Annotated in this window: 16 protein-coding genes; 7 read left to right on the top strand and 9 right to left on the bottom strand. The window is 57.0% G+C overall.

From position 1 onward, the window contains the following. Positions 1-21: 21 nt before the first annotated feature. The 3 genes from ACXADJ_RS17235 to ACXADJ_RS17225 are packed head-to-tail and all read right to left on the bottom strand — an operon-like array spanning position 22 to position 4801. Positions 22-3105 carry an ATP-binding protein gene (locus tag ACXADJ_RS17235; RefSeq protein WP_475068401.1) on the bottom strand — a complete coding sequence of 1028 codons (3084 nt, stop codon included), beginning with the start codon at positions 3103-3105 and terminating at the stop codon, positions 22-24. Continuing rightward, positions 3102-4202 (bottom strand): response regulator, encoded by a 1101-nt coding sequence (locus tag ACXADJ_RS17230; protein WP_475068399.1) that lies wholly within the window; start codon positions 4200-4202, stop codon positions 3102-3104. The genes ACXADJ_RS17235 and ACXADJ_RS17230 overlap by 4 nt, the downstream gene beginning before the upstream one ends. Further along, the gene (locus ACXADJ_RS17225) at positions 4199-4801 is read right to left on the bottom strand and encodes an Hpt domain-containing protein (RefSeq protein WP_475068397.1); all 603 of its coding nucleotides are present in this window, start codon (positions 4799-4801) and stop codon (positions 4199-4201) included. The genes ACXADJ_RS17230 and ACXADJ_RS17225 overlap by 4 nt, the downstream gene beginning before the upstream one ends. Before the next feature lie 368 nt (positions 4802-5169). Between ACXADJ_RS17225 and ACXADJ_RS17220 the strand changes: the two genes are divergently transcribed. Then, positions 5170-6000 carry a hypothetical protein gene (locus ACXADJ_RS17220; RefSeq protein WP_475068395.1) on the top strand — a complete coding sequence of 277 codons (831 nt, stop codon included), beginning with the start codon at positions 5170-5172 and terminating at the stop codon, positions 5998-6000. A 71-nt stretch (positions 6001-6071) separates the two neighbouring features. On the opposite strand, the gene rlmB is transcribed toward ACXADJ_RS17220, so the two are convergent. From rlmB to ACXADJ_RS17205, 3 genes are all read right to left on the bottom strand, one after another. Continuing rightward, on the bottom strand, positions 6072-6809 hold the full coding sequence (gene rlmB, locus ACXADJ_RS17215; RefSeq protein ID WP_475068393.1) for a 23S rRNA (guanosine(2251)-2'-O)-methyltransferase RlmB: 738 nt from the start codon (positions 6807-6809) through the stop codon (positions 6072-6074). A gap of 115 nt (positions 6810-6924) precedes the next feature. Further along, positions 6925-9591, bottom strand: a complete 2667-nt coding sequence (rnr, locus tag ACXADJ_RS17210) for a ribonuclease R (protein WP_475068391.1) — start codon at positions 9589-9591, stop codon at positions 6925-6927. A gap of 188 nt (positions 9592-9779) precedes the next feature. After that, complete coding sequence (locus ACXADJ_RS17205) at positions 9780-10151, bottom strand: gamma-butyrobetaine hydroxylase family protein (RefSeq protein WP_028293661.1); 372 nt, start codon at positions 10149-10151, stop codon at positions 9780-9782. Positions 10152-10318: 167 nt separating this feature from the next. On the opposite strand from ACXADJ_RS17205, the gene ACXADJ_RS17200 reads away from it, so the two are divergent. Then, positions 10319-11959 carry a methyl-accepting chemotaxis protein gene (locus ACXADJ_RS17200; RefSeq protein WP_028293662.1) on the top strand — a complete coding sequence of 547 codons (1641 nt, stop codon included), beginning with the start codon at positions 10319-10321 and terminating at the stop codon, positions 11957-11959. A gap of 160 nt (positions 11960-12119) precedes the next feature. Here the strand turns inward: ACXADJ_RS17200 and hslU are convergent, their stop codons facing one another. Further along, complete coding sequence (gene hslU / locus ACXADJ_RS17195; protein WP_028293663.1) at positions 12120-13460, bottom strand: ATP-dependent protease ATPase subunit HslU; 1341 nt, start codon at positions 13458-13460, stop codon at positions 12120-12122. Then, complete coding sequence (gene hslV / locus ACXADJ_RS17190; RefSeq protein ID WP_028293664.1) at positions 13457-14008, bottom strand: ATP-dependent protease subunit HslV; 552 nt, start codon at positions 14006-14008, stop codon at positions 13457-13459. The genes hslU and hslV overlap by 4 nt, the downstream gene beginning before the upstream one ends. Before the next feature lie 206 nt (positions 14009-14214). On the opposite strand from hslV, the gene ACXADJ_RS17185 reads away from it, so the two are divergent. The 4 genes from ACXADJ_RS17185 to ACXADJ_RS17170 all read left to right on the top strand — a co-directional run bounded on the left by ACXADJ_RS17185 (position 14215) and on the right by ACXADJ_RS17170 (position 17814). Further along, positions 14215-14700: an FKBP-type peptidyl-prolyl cis-trans isomerase gene (locus tag ACXADJ_RS17185; RefSeq protein WP_475068388.1), complete on the top strand. Its 486-nt coding sequence runs from the start codon at positions 14215-14217 to the stop codon at positions 14698-14700. A gap of 191 nt (positions 14701-14891) precedes the next feature. Next, positions 14892-15467: an LPP20 family lipoprotein gene (locus tag ACXADJ_RS17180; protein ID WP_475068386.1), complete on the top strand. Its 576-nt coding sequence runs from the start codon at positions 14892-14894 to the stop codon at positions 15465-15467. A gap of 75 nt (positions 15468-15542) precedes the next feature. Next, positions 15543-17033 carry a hypothetical protein gene (locus ACXADJ_RS17175; RefSeq protein ID WP_475068384.1) on the top strand — a complete coding sequence of 497 codons (1491 nt, stop codon included), beginning with the start codon at positions 15543-15545 and terminating at the stop codon, positions 17031-17033. A gap of 139 nt (positions 17034-17172) precedes the next feature. Next, positions 17173-17814 (top strand): MBL fold metallo-hydrolase, encoded by a 642-nt coding sequence (locus tag ACXADJ_RS17170; RefSeq protein WP_475069133.1) that lies wholly within the window; start codon positions 17173-17175, stop codon positions 17812-17814. A gap of 147 nt (positions 17815-17961) precedes the next feature. On the opposite strand, the gene rpmE is transcribed toward ACXADJ_RS17170, so the two are convergent. Beyond that, positions 17962-18171 (bottom strand): 50S ribosomal protein L31, encoded by a 210-nt coding sequence (gene rpmE / locus ACXADJ_RS17165; protein ID WP_028293669.1) that lies wholly within the window; start codon positions 18169-18171, stop codon positions 17962-17964. 201 nt (positions 18172-18372) lie between these two features. Here rpmE and ACXADJ_RS17160 point away from each other — a divergent pair, with 201 nt between their 5' ends. Further along, positions 18373-20583 (top strand): primosomal protein N', encoded by a 2211-nt coding sequence (locus tag ACXADJ_RS17160; RefSeq protein WP_475068382.1) that lies wholly within the window; start codon positions 18373-18375, stop codon positions 20581-20583. Positions 20584-20634: the final 51 nt, after the last annotated feature.

Genomic DNA, 20634 nt, shown 5'->3' with positions numbered 1-20634 from the left:
CGACACCCGACACCCGACAGATTACACATCACCACCCAGCTGGTTACGAATCGCTTCGCGGGTTTGTAACCATACGCCTTTGGCTGGCTGGCAATCCACTTCGGGCCGCTGCTCCAACGCAGTCGCCAGTGCCGCAAGGCTCTCGGATAGCCTCAGCAGTTGCACGTGAGCGGCGGCTTTACCAATCCGTTGCAGGTCGGCTTGTAAGCCTTCAAAGATCACCGATTGTTCTTCCGCAAACCAGACATCGAGTGTTGGCCCAAAGCGGCTGGCGAATTTTTCCAGGAAGTTGGTATGGCGTTCCTCGCTGCCCCAGCTGGCCACAGCAGCCGAACTGTCCAGCAGCGGTGCCTCTTTGGCCGCCGTCGATTTGGAAGAAGCCTCCGCCTCGACCTGGATGCCGGGTACACAGCTGACCATTTGCTGGCGCAGCTGCTGTTGGGTAAAGGGTTTTGGCAGGAAGCCGCACAAGCCTGACTCTTGCGCCTGCTCCCGCTGTGACTGAGTCACCCCGGCGGAGCAGGCCAGAACCGGCAATTCGGCCCAGGCGTCCAGCTGATGAATTTCGCGAGTGGTCTGGAAGCCGTCCATGTCTGGCATTTGCAGGTCCATCAGCACCAGATCCACCTCGGGTGGCGGCGTTTGCGACAGGTAGGCCAATACCTCCTGGCCCCCTTCAAAGGTATGCACAGAGCAGCCCCACAAACGCAGGAATTCCTCTGCGACTTCGCGGTTGAAGGCGTTGTCGTCCACCACCAACAAGTGTTTGCCCGATAAATCCAGCGTTTGTTCAAGGTTGCTGTCTGTCGTACCCGCGGCGCGTTGCTGCGTCTCGACCTCCAGCTCAAACCAGAAGGTACTGCCCTTGCCTTCAGCACTGGTGACGCCGAGCTCACCGCCCATGCATTGCACCAGCTCCCGCGAGATCGACAGCCCCAGTCCGGTGCCACCAAAGCGACGGGTGACCGAGTTATCGGCCTGATTAAAGGCACTGAAGATGTTCTTGCTTTGTTCTTCCGTCATGCCGATGCCGGTGTCGCTGACGCGAAACGCCAACTGCCATTGCTCGCCTTGTATGAGCTGGGCTTCGATTTCCAATGCAACTTCACCTTGCTCGGTAAACTTGATGGCGTTACCCAGTAGGTTAATCAGTACCTGCTCCAGTCGGGCGCGATCGCCCACCAGCAGTAGCTCCGCTTGCAGGGTGTGGTGCAGTTTCAGTTGCAGCCCTTTTTTCTCAACCGCCAGATCAAAAATGCTGTGCAGTTTGCTGATGACGTCATCAAGCGCAAAAGGGGCTTGCTCCAGCGTCAGCTTGCCCGCTTCAATCTTGGAGTAATCCAGTACGTCATTGATGATGGTCAGCAGATTGCTGCCAGCCTGATTAATCTTGCCGATGGTGTCCCGGTCCTTGCCAAACAGGGTTTTGCTGTGGGCCAGAATCTCGCTCATGCCGATGATGGCGTTCAGTGGGGTACGAATTTCGTGGCTCATGTTGGCCAGAAAATCGCTTTTCAAACGGGCGGTGTCGATGGCCTGCTGGCGGGCCAGGTCGAGCTGATACATTTTTTCCTGCTGCAAGGTGGCCGCCAGTTCTTCGGCTTCAACCCGGGCAGTCACGTCGTCCATGCGGGCAATGATGTGGGGCTCGTCCCACAAAACGAACTGATTCAGCAGTACTTCGGTGTGAAAAACCGAGCCATCCTTACGCACGGCCAACACCCGGTTGGCATCCGCCAGCGCTGCCGCAGGCTCCGGTTCGTCGTCCCTGGACGTTGCCACATACACCCCGGAGTGCATGGCCGAAGGGGCCAGTTGCTCCAGCTCCATGCCTTCAATTTCGGTGCGGCTGTAACCAAACATCTGGCAAGCCGGATCACTGGCCATCACCACAATGCCGGATTTGTTCACCACGATCATGCCGCCCGCGGTGGCGTTAAAGACGCTGCGAAAGCGCTGCTCATCGTCATTGAACTGCTGCAATTTACGCTGGAATTCTTCGCTTTTCTGGCGCGCCAGACTGGCATTACGCTGACCCCGAACCCAGCCTCTGTAGAACTCCAGCAGTACAAACAGCACCACGCCCAACAGCGTAAAGAAGCCGAACACCGACAACCGGTACAGTCGTTTGGCCGCCGCAATTTCCTGATCCGACAGGCGATGCACCAATATACCCATGGCGTTCGTATCCGCTGCCAAACTGGTACGTTCAGGAGGCAGCACCGAGCCCCATACCCAGTATTCGGCACGGTCGACCGTGCCGCCGACCCGATGATCCGTTAACTGCAGCTTTTTAAACAAAACGTCGTCTTCGACCGGGAAATTAGCCGGAGGACCGTACTGCCAGGGGCTATCGCCACTTTGTTTGTGCAGCCAGATGCCAGAGGAAAAATAGAAGGCGGTCACGCCGGGGTCGCGCAGCGTCCACTCGCCAATCAGGTTCAGCGCCCGCTGCATCGAAATATTCACTACCACAAACGCGGTGGTATCTCCCGAGCTGCTGCGCAGGCGTGTACCAAGCCGAACGGTCAGTAACAGTGGCAATTCCACGGCGTCGTTTTCAATATTAAAGTCCACCGGGCTGACGTATATGCCACCGTCCCACATCATATTGAGGTCATTGATGTAATAGCGGCCAGCCTTGTTCTGGGTCTCTTTCAGCTCCACCCCGGACTGCCCCAGAACGCTGGCATTGCTTTCCCTCTCAAGGGGTTGTTCCAGCCGGATCAGCTCCTGGCCGTCGGATCGAATCAGCCGAATCTGGTAGTAGTCCGGATTGCGTTGCAGCAAGGTAACCAACGACTCCACCCGCTCTGGCTGCAAGCCCAATTCGATCTTGTCGAGGTAGTCGATGACTGAGGTTTCATGGGCCAGACTGTCGATGTGCTCCAGATCTTCGTTGAGCTGGATGCGGAACATCGAGGCTTCGGCCTCCAGCTGCACCACCTTGCTCTCCAGCAGCTTGCTGATGGTGCGTTCCGCCAGCCATTCAGACCACAGCCAGCCAAGCAACATCACCGGAACCAGCCCCAGTAACAGCATCAAGCGGCCGTACTTTACCAGCCAGTCGGGCACGGACATGCCATGCGAAGTATCGTGGCTCATTGGATTTTATTGACCGCATCAAGAATCGATTTCAGATCGTGCTCCATCGACGCGCCGACGTCCTGCTGATCCATCATTTCATCCAGCCCCGTTTCCACCAGACCGAGCAGGCGAGTCTCCTGCTCATCATCAAGCCCCATGGTCAGAAACGATTCCTGCAGGTCGCTGACCACTTTATCGAGGATTCTGCGGCAGCTGTCCTGATGGTTCTGGTTGGCAATTTCAAAACGTTGCAGGGCGTCCTGGCACACACCGATCAGAATCTTGTTGCGCTCGCGGGCCAGCAACGCCTCCAGCTTGGGTACGGTGCCTTCCAGCAAGGTCGGCACATGGTCACGGTAACGGCCGCGCAGGTCATCGTCGTCGGGCATGTTTTTCACCAGCAACGACAGGTTGCGGAAGTTGAAAATGGAACGCTGACCACGCTCGACAATACGACCGCCGTCCTTAAGTTGAGTCAGCAGCTCCCGTTCCAGACCGGAAACATCACCGCTGGATGAATAGTGACGAGTTTCATCACCATTACGCAGCTGGAATACGCTACTGCAGCCGAAGCGAGAAACACACTGCACCACCAACGAACCTAATTCATCAAGATCATCGGTAGCGCTTAATGCACGCATAAACTCCAGCACAATGCCCAGTTCACCGGCATTGGTGAGCGCCGTCATCGCCGTTTGAAAGGCTTGCTGCTTTTCCGCCGCCAGAGCCTGACGCTGGTGCTGCTGCTGAATGCAGTAACGAATCTTGCTGCGCAGTATTTCGCTGTCGAACGGCTTGGTGATGTAGTCCACCGCACCGGCTTCCATCCCCAGCAGCTTTTCTTCCGTGGTGTCGTTAGCCGACAGGAAAATCACATCAATGGCGCGCAGGCGCTCTTCGCTGCGCATTCGCTGACAGGTTTCATAGCCATCCATTTCCGGCATCGAAATATCCATGATAACGATGTCCGGCAGGTCGTCAGCGGCCAGCTTTTCCAGGCACGCGGCACCACTGCGAACAGCATTCACCCGGTAATCGTCCTTCAGCTTGTTCATCAACAGCATCAGGTCATTGGGGTTATCGTCGACCAGCAAGATATGGGGTAACTCGCTCATGCGCCCTCCAGGTGATCAATCAGTTGGCGCACAGCCTGTTGGCTGGCTTCGGCATCGAATTCGAACAGGGTATCGAGGGTTTGGTTGGCCAGCGTCCCGGCAGCGGTGCCCGCCAGTTGCGGCACCAGCGCTTCAAAGCACTGCATGGCTGCGCCATAGTCGCTTTCCAGCAACGACAACACCTCGGCCAGCTGTTGGTTCAGCTCGGCCGTGCCCGTTGGCTCGCCTGCACATTCGGCCTGACTTTCCGAGCGACTGACCAGCGCCGCTGAGCAATGAGCCGACAGCTGTTCAATCGCTTGCAGCAACTGGCGCTTGTGGTCATCCGTCAGGGCATCACCCTGCTTCAGGATTTGCTCGCAGTCGCTGGCCATGGCTTGAAGGCTGGCGGCCGACATATTGCCGCTGTTGCCCTTGAGCTGATGCAACCAGGATTGCAGCTCGTCGCCCTGCAAGGATTGCAAGCTGGCTGGCGCAGTCACCAGCATGTCGTTAAAACCGGCCAGCAAACGCCAGAACAAGTCTTCGTGACCGTCCATGCGTTGCAGCGCATTGGCGATGTCGATTCCAACAATATTGGGGATGGCAGATGTGGCCATAGATAGAAGGCCTCGCTATTCCGGATACTCTCTACAGAATAGACACGAAAATCAGCGCCTCTGACGCGGGCGCCAGTGATGGGATAAATGGCAGCCGGAATGTCCCGCTGTGTTCACAACCCGCCGCGCTGGACAAGAAAAGCTCTCTTGCTATTTACACTGAATAGCCTGAATTTATTGTTCCATTTTTGAAGTCTTTTTAAATAAAACAAATTCGATAGTCTCGCTGTCCTTTCTTAAAGCGCTTCTAATGTCCTGAAATAACACTCAGGTCCCGGAATAACACCCAGGTGTTGTAACGGCTAGCGCAACCGTAACACCCCCAGCGACATCCTCCCGTCGCCCCATAAAAGAACCACAGGCTTTTCATGCACTCACGCTCCCTTCGCTCTTTTGGACTGCTGGCTTCCAGCGCTGTTGTTTTCCTTGGTATGGCCAACCCAGCCAGTGCCGCCATGCGCCAACAAGGCCAGTTTTACGGCTATTGGGGCTGGAACAACGCCACCTACTCCGACAGCGATATTCACTTCAAAGGCGATGACTACGACTACACATTGCACAACGTCAGCGCCAGTGACCGTCAGACACCGTTCAGCATCGCCCAGATTTTTCACAGCTACCTCAATCCGGGCCGCTTGACGATTCCCCAGTACAACTGGCGTGTTGGTTATTTTGTTGCCGACAACTGGTCGGTATCGCTGGGCTGGGACCACATGAAGTACGTGATGGACCAGGGCCAGACCGTCACCATGACCGGCACCAATGAGCGCGAAGGCTTCGAGAAAAGTGATCCGGCGGCTGAAGACAAAGTGCTCAGCAGCGACTTCCTGACCTACGAACACACCGACGGCTTTAACCAGATTTCATTGGAAACCGAAGCCTACTTGCCGGTGTGGCAATTCAGTGAAGACCGGGATATCGCGCTGTTTGCCGGTGTTGGTGCCGGGGTGTTGTACCCGAAAAGTAACGTCACCCTGATGGGCGGCGACCGCAACGACGAATGGCACGTGGCCGGTTACAGCACGCTGGTGAAAGTGGGCGTTGAAGCCAACCTCTGGAAAGGCCTGTTTGTGCGCTTTATTGGCAAATACGGCTACGCCGATATGGACGATGTCCTTACCAGCAAATACAGCAGCGACCGCGCCAGCCAGACCTTCTATTACGACGAGTACATTGGCGCGATCGGCTACCGGTTCTGATTAGCGGGCAAACACCAATAAAAAAGCGAGCCTGGGCTCGCTTTTGGGGTTCCGCTATTCAATAACAGCCATTACAAACCGCGCTGACGTACCGCTTCAAACAGGCAGATACCGGTGGCGACGGAAACGTTCACCGAGCTGACTTCACCGGCCATTGGAATATTGATCAGGCCGTCGCAGTGTTCACGGGTCAGGCGACGCATGCCAGCGCCTTCGGCTCCCATCACCAGCGCCAGCGGGCCTTTGAGGTCTTGCTGGTACACGGATGACGTCGCCTCACCGGCGGTGCCGATGATCCAGATACCCCGTTCTTGCAAATCTTTCATGGTGCGCGCCAGATTGGTCACTTGCACGTAAGGCACCACCTCGGCTGCGCCACAGGCAACTTTGGCGGCAGTGGCGTTCAATGGCGCCGATTTGTCTTTCGGCGCAATCACCAAATGCACACCAGCGGCGTCGGCAGTACGAATACAGGCACCGAGGTTATGCGGGTCGGTCACGCCGTCCAGAATCAGGATAAACGGCGTGCCTTCGATCTTTTCCAGAATATCCGGCAGGTTGCGTTCGGAGGCTTGCTGGATCGGTTTGCGGAACGCAATCACGCCCTGATGGTTACCATCGACCTTCTGGTTCAGCAGGCCCTTGTCGGCTTCACGCACAGCGATGCCGAGCTTCATGGCTTCATCCAACACCCGCTCCATCCGTTTGTCGAGGCGGCCTTTCTGCACCCAGACTTCGGTTACCTGATCCGGGCTGCGCTGCAGCAAGGTGGTAACGGCGTGGAGTCCATAGACGGCTTCGAGTTTCATACGGTGATTTCTCTGATGGTTCGGTGTTAAGTGGTATCAAGCAAAGCGCGGCCAGAAATCAGGCCGCGCTGTTGGTTTTGCTAAGTGCTGTGCGTCTGACGCCAGACGCCAGAAATTAAGCCTTCTTCGCCTTCTTGGCGGCTTTTTTCTTGGCGTTCTTTTTGGCGTTCAGCTTCTGACGTTTGCTGGGCTTTTTCTTGTCGGATTTGGGTGCCGACTCACTGCTGTCAGCATTGCCTGAAGGCTTCTTGCCGAATGGCTTTTTGCCGCCTTTTTTGGCCGGTTTGCGCTTGCCAGAGCCGGATTTTTTCGGTCCAAACGGACGGTCTTCTGCCGGTACCACGTCGACCAGTTCACCAGTCATCGGGTCAACGGCTTTGCCGACATCGGCGTTCAGACGCGGTTTTTTGGTGCGATTTTTCGGCTTGTTGCCGGCCTTCAATGGCTGCTCTTCAACGCCCTTGACGGTCGCTACGCGTTTGCGTGGTACTCGCGCCGGTTCCGGCATTGACTGGCGGCCGCTGTTGGTTGGCGCTGTGGCCAGTTCAAAGTCGATCTTGCGTTCGTCGAGGTCGACCGCGGTCACCATCACCCACAGGCTGTCGCCGAGGCGGAAGCTGCGACGGGTGCGCTCGCCAGTCATGCGGTGTTTGACGGCATCGAAGTGGTAGTAGTCGTTGCCCAGTGAGGACACGTGTACCAGACCTTCAACGTAAACGTCTTTCAGTTCAACAAACAAACCGAAGCCGGTGACGGCGGAAATCACGCCTTCAAACACTTCACCCACGCGATCGCGAATGTACTCACACTTGAGGAAGTCGGTCACGTCGCGGGTGGCGTCGTCGGCACGGCGTTCGGTCATTGAGCAGTGTTCGCCCAGCTCGATGATTTTGGCCATGTCGTACGGGTAAATTTCCGATTTCGGCAGCGGCTTGGCCGTTTCCACCCGCACACAGTTACGGCATTCCTGTTCGGAGCGAATCACGCTGCGAATGGCGCGGTGCACCAGCAAGTCCGGGTAACGACGAATCGGCGAGGTGAAGTGGGTGTAGGCCTTGTAGGCCAGACCAAAGTGACCTTCGTTGTCCGGCTGATAAACCGCCTGGCTCAGCGAGCGCAGCAGTACGGTCTGGATCAGATGAGAATCCGGACGGTCGGCAATTTGCTCCAGCAGAATCTGGTAGTCCTTCGGATGCGGATCACGCTTGCCGGTGTTCACCGACAGGCCCATTTCGCCAAGGAAAGCCCGCAGGTTTTCCAGCTTGTCGGCACTTGGGCCAGCGTGCACGCGGTACAGGCACGGCACTTCGTATTTTTGCAGGAAGTTGGCGGTACAGACGTTGGCCGCCAGCATGCACTCTTCGATCAGCATGTGGGCGTCGTTGCGCTCAGTCGGCACGATTTCCTGAATCTTGCGCTCGGCATCGAACTGGATGCGGGTTTCGACCGAATCGAAGTCCATCGCGCCACGTTCTTCACGCTTGCTACGCAGCAGCTTGAACAGCTCGTACAGGTTGTCGATGTATGTAACCAGCTCACCGTAGTGGTCACGCCATTCCTGACCGGCGTCGGTGATTGGCGTCTGAATCATCGACCAGACCTTGTTGTAGGTCAGGCGGGCATGGGAGTGAATAATGCCTTCCTGGAACTTGTAGCCGGAGATGTTACCGGCCTTGGAGATGGTCATTTCACACACCATCACCAGACGATCAACGTTCGGGTTCAGCGAGCACAGGCCGTTGGAGAGCTTCTCTGGCAGCATCGGCACCACAAAGCCCGGGAAGTACACCGAGTTACCCCGCTTGTGGCCTTCCTTGTCCAGCTCGGAGCCGGCTTTGACGTAATGGGATACGTCGGCAATGGCGACGTACAAACGCCAGCCACCGGTGCTCTTGTTCTTTTCGCAGTACACCGCGTCATCGAAGTCACGGGCGTCTTCGCCATCGATGGTCACGAACGGCAGGTGACGCAGGTCGATGCGGTTCACCTTGTCGGCTTCCGCCACTTCAAACGGAATGGCGTCGGTTTCTTCCTGAACGCCTTCACCCCATTCGTTGGGAATGTCGTGGCTGCGAATCGCCACTTCAATTTCCATCCCCGGCGCCAGGTGTTCGCCCAGAACTTCCACCACTCGACCCAGCGGCATGCTGCCCGGGTTCGGCTGCTGGGTAATGTCCACCACCACAAACTGGCCGTGTTCTGCCTTATTGCGATTTTCCGGCGCAATCAGCACTTCCAGCGGAATACGCTTGTTGTCTGGCTGCACCACGCCCATGCCGGATTGGTCGTAATAACGACCGACAATCTGGCGGGTGTTGCGCTCAATCACCTGAACGATCTTGCCTTCCGGCCGACCACGACGGTCGTGGCCCATGATCTGCACCGCGACCTTGTCGCCATGGAAGACCTTACGCATCTGGCGGTTGGACAGAAAAATATCGTCATCGCCGTCGCGCAGCACAAAGCCAAAGCCGTCTTTGTGGCCCATCACCTTGCCAACAATCAGGTCGGCTTTTTCGAGTGGGAAAAACTGATTGCGACGATTGCTCATCAGCTGGCCGTCGCGGCACATGGCGATCAGGCGACGACGCAGGGCTTCAACCCGCTCTTCGTCGGTTTCAGCCAACGCCTGGCACACTTCCTCGTGGGTCATCGGCCGGTCGGCTTGGTCCAGAAAAGCAAGTAACGCTTCCCGGCTTGGCACCGGATTGTCGTACTTCTGCGCTTCCTGCGCGGCATTGGGATCGTTGATGACCGGGGTTTTGGAAGGGGAATCCGCCAAGGGTCGGCTCCTTATGTTGATGCTTGTAAGGGGCACCGGGGCTTGCCATCGGTTCGGTTGCGGCACGGCCTGCGGTGTTCAGCCGGTGTTCGGAAGCACCGGCAGATTGGTAGTATTGGCACAGTATACCGAAAGCAGGCCTGACGCGCCTGCTTTCGGGGTCAGCTATTTTTCAGGCTGATTTCAGGTTACAGCGCCTTGAAATTAATATTGAGACTGTCGCGGCTGGCACCGGCTTGCTCAAGCTGGTCGAGGTATTCCTGCCACATGCTGTCGTGATTCAGGCACACATGACGCAGGTAGTTCCAGTCGTAGAGGCCGGAATCGTGACCATCATCAAACACCAGTTTGAGAGCGTAATTGCCCGCCGGTTCAATGCGCAGCAGGCCAACGTTTTTCTTGCCGGTTTGCAGCACACCATTACCGGTGCCGTGCCCGCGCACCTCGGCCGAGGGTGACCACACCCGCAGGAATTCAAAGCTCAGTGCATACACTTGCTCGCCGTAGCGCAGTTCAACGCAGCGACTGTTCTTTCTGACTTTTATGCCATCTGGCTTCACTCATGCCACCTTTCTGACGATAACCATTGCAAGTCTGAAATATAACCTAGACTCAAAAGACCATCTATGAAATCCGCCCGCAGGCGGACGATGGTCGACCCACACTATCGCCCTTGCCGGACGCAAGGCGTGACCGACAAGAATGAGAGCAATACAGGTACCCGGGAATGAATTCACTGCGCCAATTGAGTATCAAAACCCGCTTGTGGATGCTGCTGGCTGCCACCATCGTGTGCGTTGCCGTCATCGTACTGCAAGGCTTGAACCAGACCTACGAGTCGACTCTGGCAGCCAAGAAGGCCTTCACCAAGAATCTGGTGGACGACACCTACAGCATCGTCCAGCACTACGCCGAACACGCGCGTGAAGGCCTGACCACCACAGAGCAGGCCCAGAAAGACGCCATGAAAGTGCTGATGGCCAAGCGTTACGACGATGGCAAGGGCTACTATTTCATTACCTCGCCACAGAACGTGATGGTCGGCCACCCGATCAAACCCCAGCTGATCGGCAAGGACCTGACCAACAATCAGGACGCCAACGGCAAATACCATTTCCGTGAGATGAGCAAGGTGACCGCCGAGAATCCGGCCGGTGGCTTCGTGTCCTATTTCTGGGAACACCCGGAACAGAAGCAACCAATGGAAAAGGTCAGCTATGTGCGCCTGTTCAAGGAGTGGGGCTGGATCATAGGCACCGGCGTGCATCTGGATGATGTGGCCGCCGCCAGCCGCGATGCCGGTATCACCATGATGACCACCTCGGTAATCTTTGTTGGCCTGCTGGTTGCCGTGATTCTGATGATTTCCCGCAGCATCGGCCAGCCGCTGTCGAACCTCAACAACGCCATGTCGAACATAGCCCAGGGCGAAGGTGACCTGACCCAGCGACTGCCCGCACGTGGCGACGATGAAATCACCGCCATTGCCCAGAATTTCAACCTGTTTGTGGAAACCATCCAGAATCTGGTGCGCGAGAGCCAATCAACAGCGCGTAACCTGTCAGGCCTGACCAGTGAGATCACCGGCCTTGGCAACGAAACCCGCCAGATGGCCGACAGCCAGCTGCAACAAACCGATCAGGCCGCCACTGGCTCCCAGCAAATGAGCCTGACCATTCAGGAAGTGGCCGGTAATGCCGAACGGGCGGCGGCCGCTGCCCGTGACGCCGATGACAACGCCCAGCGCGGCTTGCAGACCATGAAGCAAACCCGCGAACGCATCATGGAGCTGGCCTCCAACATCGATGAATCCAGCAATGTGATCCGTGGCCTGCAATCTGAAACCGACGCCATTGGCTCGGTGCTGGATGTGATTCGTGGCATCGCGGAACAAACCAACCTGCTGGCACTGAACGCCGCCATTGAGGCCGCCCGTGCCGGTGAGCAAGGCCGCGGCTTTGCGGTGGTCGCCGACGAAGTGCGGACCCTGGCGTCGCGCACCCAGGAATCCACCGAAGAAATCAACAAGATGATTTCCCGACTGCAAAACCAGGCCGCCCAGGCGGTCAGTTCCATGGAAGAAAACGCCCGCCATTCGGAAGCCACCTCCGAAATGTCGCGCTACGCCAGCGAAGCCATTTCAACCATTTCCGACGCGGTCAGCACCATTTCTGAAATGAACCTGAGCATCGCCGGTGCGGTGGAACAGCAAAGCGCGGCGGCCAACGAAATCAGCGGCAACGTCAACGAAGTGGCCGAAGCATCGCGCCGCATTGCCGACAACATGGGCCGCACCGAAGCTACCGCCAAAACCCTGGCCAGCAGCACCCAATCCCTGAGTTCGCTGATTGCCCGTTTCCGGGCCTGACGCCATCCATGTTTGACTGACGCTCTCTACTCGACGACGCCATTGGCGTCCTTGCCCGCTCCTCCCCGGAAGCGGGCTTTTTTATGGCCGCAAAACGCCCATAAAAAAACCGGCGGTGCGATGCACGGCCGGTTTCTTCATTTTTCTTCAATGACAGATATCAGAGAATAAACTGGCTGAGATCCTGGTTCTTGGCCACCGCACCCAGTTGTTCGTCCACATAAGCGGCGTCGATCACAACGGCTTCGGTCAGGTCTGTGGCTTCAAACGAGACTTTTTCCAGCAGACGCTCCAGCAGGGTGTGCAGACGACGGGCACCGATGTTTTCGGTGGTTTCGTTCACGTCGTAGGCGATTTCTGCGATGCGCTTGATGGCGTCTTCGCGGAATTCCAGATCCACCCCTTCGGTTTTCAGCAACGCACGGTACTGTTCGGTCAGTGATGCACTAGGCTCGGTCAGGATGCGCTCGAAATCGTTCGGCGTCAGTGCCTGCAGTTCAACCCGAATTGGCAAACGGCCTTGTAGTTCAGGAATCAGATCAGACGGCTTGGCCAGATGGAACGCGCCAGACGCCACAAACAGGATGTGGTCAGTCTTGACCATGCCGTGCTTGGTGGAAACCGTGCAACCTTCAATCAATGGCAGCAGGTCACGCTGAACCCCTTCACGGCTGACGTCACCGCCAGAGCCGCTTTCGCCACGCTTGGCAACCTTGTCGATTTCGTCGATGAAGACAATACCGTTCTGTTCCACCAGCTCGACCGCACGAACCTTCAGGTCTTCCATGTTCACCAGCTTGGCGGCTTCTTCGTCACGAATCAGCTTCATGGCATCGGCGATCTTCATCTTGCGAGAGGTTTTCTTCTCGTTGCCAAGATTGGAGAACATGTTTTGCAGCTGGCTGGTCATCTCTTCCATGCCCGGCGGGGTCATGATCTCAACACCCATTGGCGCTTGCGCCACTTCGATGTCGATTTCCTTGTCATCCAGCTCGCCCTGACGCAGTTTCTTGCGGAATACCTGGCGGGTAGAAGAATCTTCGCGCTTCGGCTCGGTGGTGGTATCCCAGTCAGAAGCCGGACGGGCTGGCGGTAGCAGGGCATCCAGAATACGCTCTTCAGCGGCTTCTTCGGCCTTGTTGCCGACCTTCTTCATTTCCTGCTCGCGCAGCAGCTTGATGCCGGTTTCAACCAGGTCACGAATGATGGATTCAACGTCCTTACCAACGTAACCCACTTCGGTGAACTTGGTGGCTTCCACCTTGATGAACGGCGCGTTGGCCAGCTTGGCCAAACGACGGGCGATCTCGGTTTTACCCACACCGGTCGGGCCAATCATCAGAATATTCTTTGGGGTCACTTCGTCGCGCAGCTCAGGATTCAGCTGCATCCGACGCCAGCGGTTACGCAGGGCAATCGCCACCGCACGCTTGGCATCGTGCTGGCCGACAATATGGCGGTCCAGCTCGTGAACAATTTCTCTTGGAGTCATCTGGCTCATACGTTTTCTCCGCCGTTGACGTCTGCGCCTTCCAGACATTCAATGGTCATATTGTCGTTGGTGAAGACACAAATTTCACCGGCAATGGCGAGGCTCTTCTCGGCAATATCGCGGGCGTTCATATCGGTGTTACGCAACAACGCCCGGGCAGACGCCAGCGCAAAATGACCGCCGGAACCCACACCAATCAAATCTTCTTCCGGCTGCACTACATCGCCGTTGCCCGTAATAATCAGGGAAGCGGTATGGTCAGCCACGGCCAGAATGGCTTCCAGCTTGCGCAGTGCGCGGTCGGAACGCCACTCTTTCGCCAGTTCCACCGCCGCACGGGTCAGCTGACCGTGGTGCTGCTGCAACTGGGCTTCGAATTTCTCGAACAAGGTGAATGCATCCGCCGTGCTGCCTGCGAACCCGGCCAGCACCTTGTTGTTGTACAAGCGACGAACCTTGCGGGCGTTGCCTTTCATCACGGTATTGCCCAGGGAAACCTGGCCGTCACCGGCAATCACCACCTGGTCGCCACGGCGTACGGATACAATCGTTGTCATACGTTTTTCCTGTCGGCTTTCGGTTAAAGGAGAGAAATGGGGGCAACAATTTTGAAATCAAGGGGCTAACAGCGCAGACCAGAATTGTTCTCAAACAGACTATTGCCAAGCCGCCCGCCGGTGTAGACACTGCGCAGCCAGAGGCACGCTTCGCCCGGACACACGCCGTGACCGCAAGCGCGCCACACCCAGACAAGAGACACACCATGATTACCAAAAATTCCGTCGTTGAACTGCATTACGAACTGTCTGAAAAAGGCGGCGAACTGATCGAATCCACCCGCGCTGCCAACAGCGACCCCATTTTGTACCTGCACGGCCACAACCAGATGCTGGAAGCCTTTGAAGCCGAAGTGGAAGGTCATAAGGAAGGCGACACATTCACTGTAACGCTGAGCCCGGAACAGGCCTACGGCCAACCGAAACCAGACGCCACCATGCGCATTCCAGTCAAGCACCTGCAAGGGGCCAAAAAATGGAAAGCAGGCATGCTGGCCGACGTTCAGACGGACAATGGTCCACGCAAGGTACGCGTCATCAAACCAGGCCGTTTTATGGTGGAAGTCAACACCAACCATCCATTGGCAGGTAAAACCATCGAGTTTACTGTCGAGATCAGCAGCGTTCGCGAAGCGACCGCCGAAGAACTGGCCCACGGCCATGCTCACGCGGGCGGTCACTGCCACAGCTAAACAGCCCGCAAAACGGTCACATGGATGGTCGAAAATCTGACCTGCAACCTGTATCCGGCCATCCAGTTGCTGGCATACTGTTCTGTACCCAAAAGGGCATCGCAGTGTGGCAGCGGCGTGATAAGCTGCCAACACGATGCATTTGACCGTCACAGCCTTCTGGCTTTGCCTCCCCTATCAAGGAGAAGATGATGAAGATTCGTACTACCCTGGTCATGCTGGCTGCTGCCGCGACCCTGGCCGCCTGTGGTGAAACCAAACCCCAGGCCGTCGACTGTCCTTACCCGGGCACCAACCAACCGGCACCTGCCTGGGTGTGTGGTGAAGCCCCTGAAGGCGCTGGATTGACCGCCGTTGGCTTTGCCGACAAGTCCGGTGCAGGCATGAACTTCATGAAGCAAATGGCTTCTGCTGCAGCCCGTGCGGAACTGGCCACCACCATGAAGGTGGAAGTGTCCAACATGATCAAGCAGTATGCCGAAACCACCGGCGCTGGCGACGATGAAACCGTCGATCTGGTGAACACCTCGGTGACCAAGCAGATCACCTCGGAAACCCTGATTGGCACCCGTATCCTGAAGCAGGTTTCGATGCCAAATGGCGGTCTGGCCGTGCTGGTTGGTCTGAACCCGGAAGGCGTCAGTGAAATTGCCGAAACCGCGCTGAAGACCTCGATGGCCAACGATCGCGCTTTGTGGCAGAAATTCCAGTCTGAAAAAGCGTTCGATGAAATGGCAGAAGACATTGCTGCCATGAAAGGCGAGTAACCGACTCGCCAGACGATAAAGCCGGCGATTGCCGGCTTTGTTGTTTCTGACACTGTATTCGTTGTGAGGGCCGATATGGCTCATTGTTCTGTGATGACCCTGTCCACCAGATTACTTGCCGGTGCGCTGGCGTTACTGCCACTTAGCAGCCTCGCCAATTCCGAATACCAGCAATGGCTACAACAAACCCGCAAGGAATATCAGGCCTATCTGGATGCCAACGACAAGGCATTTCTGGGATTCCTGCAACAGCAGTGGGAGGTTGTGGATATCTCCGCGCCGGAACAGCGCGATAACACCCCCAAGCCTGTCGATCTTCCGCAAGCACCAGAACCGGAACCGATCATTAAAGACGACACGCCGCTGGTCACCCTGCCGCCTATACTGCCAGAAGTACCAGACAAGCCGACACCACGACCAAAAGACGCAGATACAGATTCAGATACAACAGCCACCCCAGCCGCACCGAAAAACCAGCGGCAGGCACAGCTGGATTTCTTTGGCGACCGCATCACCATTCACTACCCGAAAACCTTTCGCCAGCAACGCTTCTTCCGTCGCGTCAGCAGCGACGGCATCGCCAAGGCCTGGCAAACCCTCGCGGAAACCCCGCATCAGGCATTGGTGAGTGAGCTACAGCAAACCGTCCAGCAGCTGCAACTGAACGACTGGGGTGCAGCATTACTGTTCGACCAATTTGTTCGCAGCCTTAATATTTCCGAACACAGCCGGGTACTCACCAGCTGGTTCCTGCTGGTCAAGGCTGGCTACGATGCCCGCGTCGCCTATGACGACAAACAGGTTTACCTGTTAATCGCAACCTCCGAGCAACTTTACGGTGTCACCTTCTTTACGCTCAACGGCAAGCGCTACTACTCGGTCAACCTCAACGGCGATAACCTGACCGCCAGCTCTGTGTACACCTACGACGGCCAACACGATCTGGGTAAAGCACCGATCCGCTTCGATCAACCCAACCGGTTTGTCGCGGGCGGCAACACCGAGCGCCGTACTCTCAGGTTCAAATACAACGGCCAACCCTGGTCGGTGCAACTGGACTTGCCGCAAGGCTACGTCGGTTACTACGCCCAATACCCGCAACTGGCATTAGCCAGCTATTTCCGCGCTGGCGTACCCACCGCCATTGGCCAACAATTGCTGCAACAGTTGCAGCCACTGGTCAAAGATCAAACCGAACTGGAAGCCGCCAACCGCCTGATTCGCTTTGTGCAAACAGCATTCGCCTATGAAACCGACGAACAGCAATTCCAGCAGGAGAATTACCTGTTTGCGGCCGAGACCCTGTATTACCCCTACTCCGACTGCGAAGACCGCGCCATTCTCTATTCCTGGCTGGTCAACGAACTGCTGGGACTGGACACCGTGATAGTGTCTTTCCCGGGCCATGTTGCAACGGCGATCAACTTCCGTGGCCAGGTGGAAGGGACGGCCTGGCAGCAAAACGGCAAGCGTTACGTCATTGCCGACCCGACCTTTGTGAACGCCAACGTCGGCATGGTGATGCCACAGTACAGCAAGCTGACGCCCACGCTGACCGGCTTTTAAACCGGCTGCTTCTGAGCCGGGCTGTTTGTCAGGCGGTGTGTAGAGCAGCAGCTTCTCGATGCTCAGGACGGGAGTTTGATACACTGCCAGTCGCAACCACCATTCACGATAACAACAGCGAAGGGCCAACACCGTGGCACTGATCTACCGGGTCATTCCCGTTACTGCCTTTGCGCAGAACTGCACCATCTTCATGTGCGAAGACACCAAAAAAGCCGCCATCATTGACCCCGGTGGCGACATCGCAAAGATCGAAGCGGCACTGGCCGAGATGGGCGCAGAAGCGGACAAAATCCTGCTGACCCACGGTCACCTGGATCACGTTGGCGGTACCGCCGAACTGGCCAGCAAACATCAGCTGCCGGTCATTGGCCCACACAAAGACGATGGCTTCTGGATTGACGCCCTGGCCCAGCAAGTACAGATGTTCGGCTTTGCGCCGGTGGAAGGATTCTCGCCCGATCAGTGGCTTAACGACGGCGACACAGTGCAGATAGGCAACGTGGAATTGAACGTTATCCATGCCCCCGGCCACACCCCGGGACACGTTATCTTCTACCAGCCAGAACAACAGCTGGCACAAGTGGGCGACGTGCTCTTCAACGGCTCCATTGGCCGCACCGACTTCCCCAAAGGTAACCACGACGACCTGATTCACTCCATCCGTGAAAAACTCTTCCCGCTGGGTGATGACGTGCGCTTTATTCCAGGCCACGGCCCGGAATCCAGCTTCGGACAAGAACGCCGCAGCAACCCGTTTGTGTCAGATCACAGGGGCTGAAGAGTCGGATGTCGGATGTCGACAGAACCATCGTAGGCTGGGGCCCGCCCAACCTACAAGACTCTTCCGCAACGTCGCCCAAACGACGCTCACAAAAAAGCCCGCACAATGGCGGGCTTTTTTGTGAGCGTTGGTGTGGCAGTAAAATTACTTGCCGAAACCACCGAAACGCTTCTTGAAGCGGTCGATACGACCACCAGTGTCTACCACTTTCTGCTTACCAGTGTAGAAAGGGTGACATGCAGAGCACACGTCCAGGTACATTTCGCCTGGCTTGGCGGATTTAGTGTTGATCACGTTACCGCAAGAACAGGTTGCAGTCAGTTCAGCGTATGCTGGATGAATACCGTCTTTCATGGAACACCTCGAAATCTTCACGCCGCTAACACCTTGTAGGATGCCACCGCGCTACTGTTATTGACCTGATTAACAGGCTACCAAGTTAAGGTTGCCTCGGCTTTATATGGCTGGCTTGGCTATTTTCAAGCGATCCAGCCCCTTGCGAAGACAATAAGGACGCGCATAATACCAGACACTTTTCAACCAGCAAGTTTTTTCATGTCTTTTTACGTTGTACGGGTTGCCGTGCCAGTGCCGTTACGGCGCAGCTTTGATTACCTGCCCACCGAGGGCAGCCAACGCAGTGACTGGCAGGCCGGACAGCGGGTACGGGTGCAGTTTGGTCAGCAGCTGCTGACCGCCATTGTACTGTCGACCGAAACCGACACCGACGTGCCCGAGAAAAAGCTCAAACCCTTGCTGGAGCGGCTCGACAATGAGCCGGTGCTCGGCGCTGAACAGCTGCAACTGGGACAGTGGCTGAGCCGCTATTACCACCACAGCATTGGCGAAGTGCTGGAGCTGATGCTGCCCGCGCTGTTGCGTAAGGGCAGTTCACTGGACGAAGCTCTGGAAGACGGTTGGCATCGCCGCCCCCATGAACAGGAACCCAGCCTGCGTGGCAGTCAGCAACAGGCGCTATGGGCCTGTTTTCAGCAGCAACCCAAGTGGGCCCACAAGGCACTCACCAGCCAGGGCTTTGGTGCTGCGCAAATGCGCCGCCTGGAGGAGCTTGGCCTGATTGAGGCCACTCGTACCCTGCCAGTGCCCGAGGTCGAAACCGAGCTGCGCGAAGCGCTGCCATTAAACAGCGAACAACAAAAAGCCCTCGATGCCCTGCTGCCGCTATTAGGCAGCTTCAAACCGGCGCTGCTGGAAGGTGTTACCGGCTCAGGCAAAACCGAAGTGTATTTGCAGCTGATCTCTGCTGCTCTCGAGCGCGGTGATCAGGTCATGGTGCTGGTGCCGGAAATTGGCCTGACACCGCAAACCGTACAGCGTTTCAAGGAACGCTTTGGTGTACCGATTGTGTCGGTGCATTCCGGTCTTAATGACCGTGAACGCCTGCAGGCCTGGAGCCTGTGCCGCAATGGCACGGCCCGCATTCTGATTGGCACCCGTTCCGCCGTATTCACACCGATGCCAGAGCTTGGCCTGATCGTACTGGACGAAGAACACGACGGCTCGTTCAAGCAACAGGATGGGGTGCGCTACTCCGCCCGCGACTTTGCGCTGGTGCGGGCCCAGAAAGCCAGCGTGCCGGTGCTGTTGGGATCGGCAACGCCGGCATTGGAAACTCTCCACAATGCCCTCAGCGGTCGCTACCTGCATCTGAAGTTGACCCAGCGTGCGGGCAACGCCCGGCCACCGGGCATGAAGCTGCACAGCATTTTGCATCAACCACTGACCTTCGGGCTGGCCCAGCCGGTGCTGGCCAATATCCAGAAACACATGGAAGCCGGTCGTCAGGTGCTGATTTTTATCAACCGCCGGGGCTATGCGCCGCTGTTTGCCTGCCCCGATTGTGGCTGGTTGGCGGAATGCCAGCATTGTGATGCCCGCATGACACTGCACCAGTCACCGTTGCGTTTGCACTGCCATCACTGCGACCACCAGCACGGAGTACCGGCCTTTTGTCCCAAGTGCCACAGCGACAAGGTCACCGCACTGGGTCAGGGCACCGAACGACTGGCCGAAGACCTGGCTGTGCTGTTCCCCCTGGTGCCTATCACCCGGGTCGACCGCGATACCGCTCGTACTCGTAATGCCTTTGAAGAACTGCTGGAGCAGGTTCACGAGCCTGGCCCACGGATTCTGATTGGTACCCAGATGCTGGCCAAAGGCCATCACTTTCCGGCTGTTACCATGGTGGTGATTCTGGATGCTGATGCCGGTTTGTTCAGCGCCGATTTCCGCGGCATGGAGCACACCGCTCAGCTGGTGCTGCAAGTGGCTGGCCGGGCTGGCCGGGCCGAACACCCGGGCGAAGTCTGGATTCAGACCCTCTACGCCGACCATCCGCAGCTGAACCTGCTGATCAACGACGGCTACCACGCCCTTGCCCAAACCTTGTTAAAAGAACGTCTGCACCAGCAGTTGCCGCCCCACGGCTATATGGCGATTTTGCGGGCCGAATCACCGCAGAAGCATCTGGCCGAGCAGCTGTTGCATCAGGCCCGCGGCTTCCTGCAACAGATATCCACACCCATTCAGGTCAGCGATGGCCCGGCACCGCTGGTGCTGGTTGGCCCGTTTCCAGCCATTATGGAACGTCGCGCCGGTCGCTTCCGCCAGCAGTTGCAGCTGTTCAGCCCGGAACGTGGTGGCTTGCACAGCAAGCTCGACCCCCTGATTGATTACCTGCAAAGTCTGAAAGGCTTCCATCAGGTGCGCTGGCACCTGGACATTGACCCCACGGATACCATTTGAAGCCCGCCCGGCAAAACCGTCAGCCTTGACTATACTCAGGGCAACCGCGAA

This window comes from Oceanobacter sp. ABM4_470, assembly GCF_056158645.1.
The sequence above is the reverse complement of the archived record's forward strand: the minus strand, read 5'-3'. Positions and strand labels throughout refer to the sequence as shown.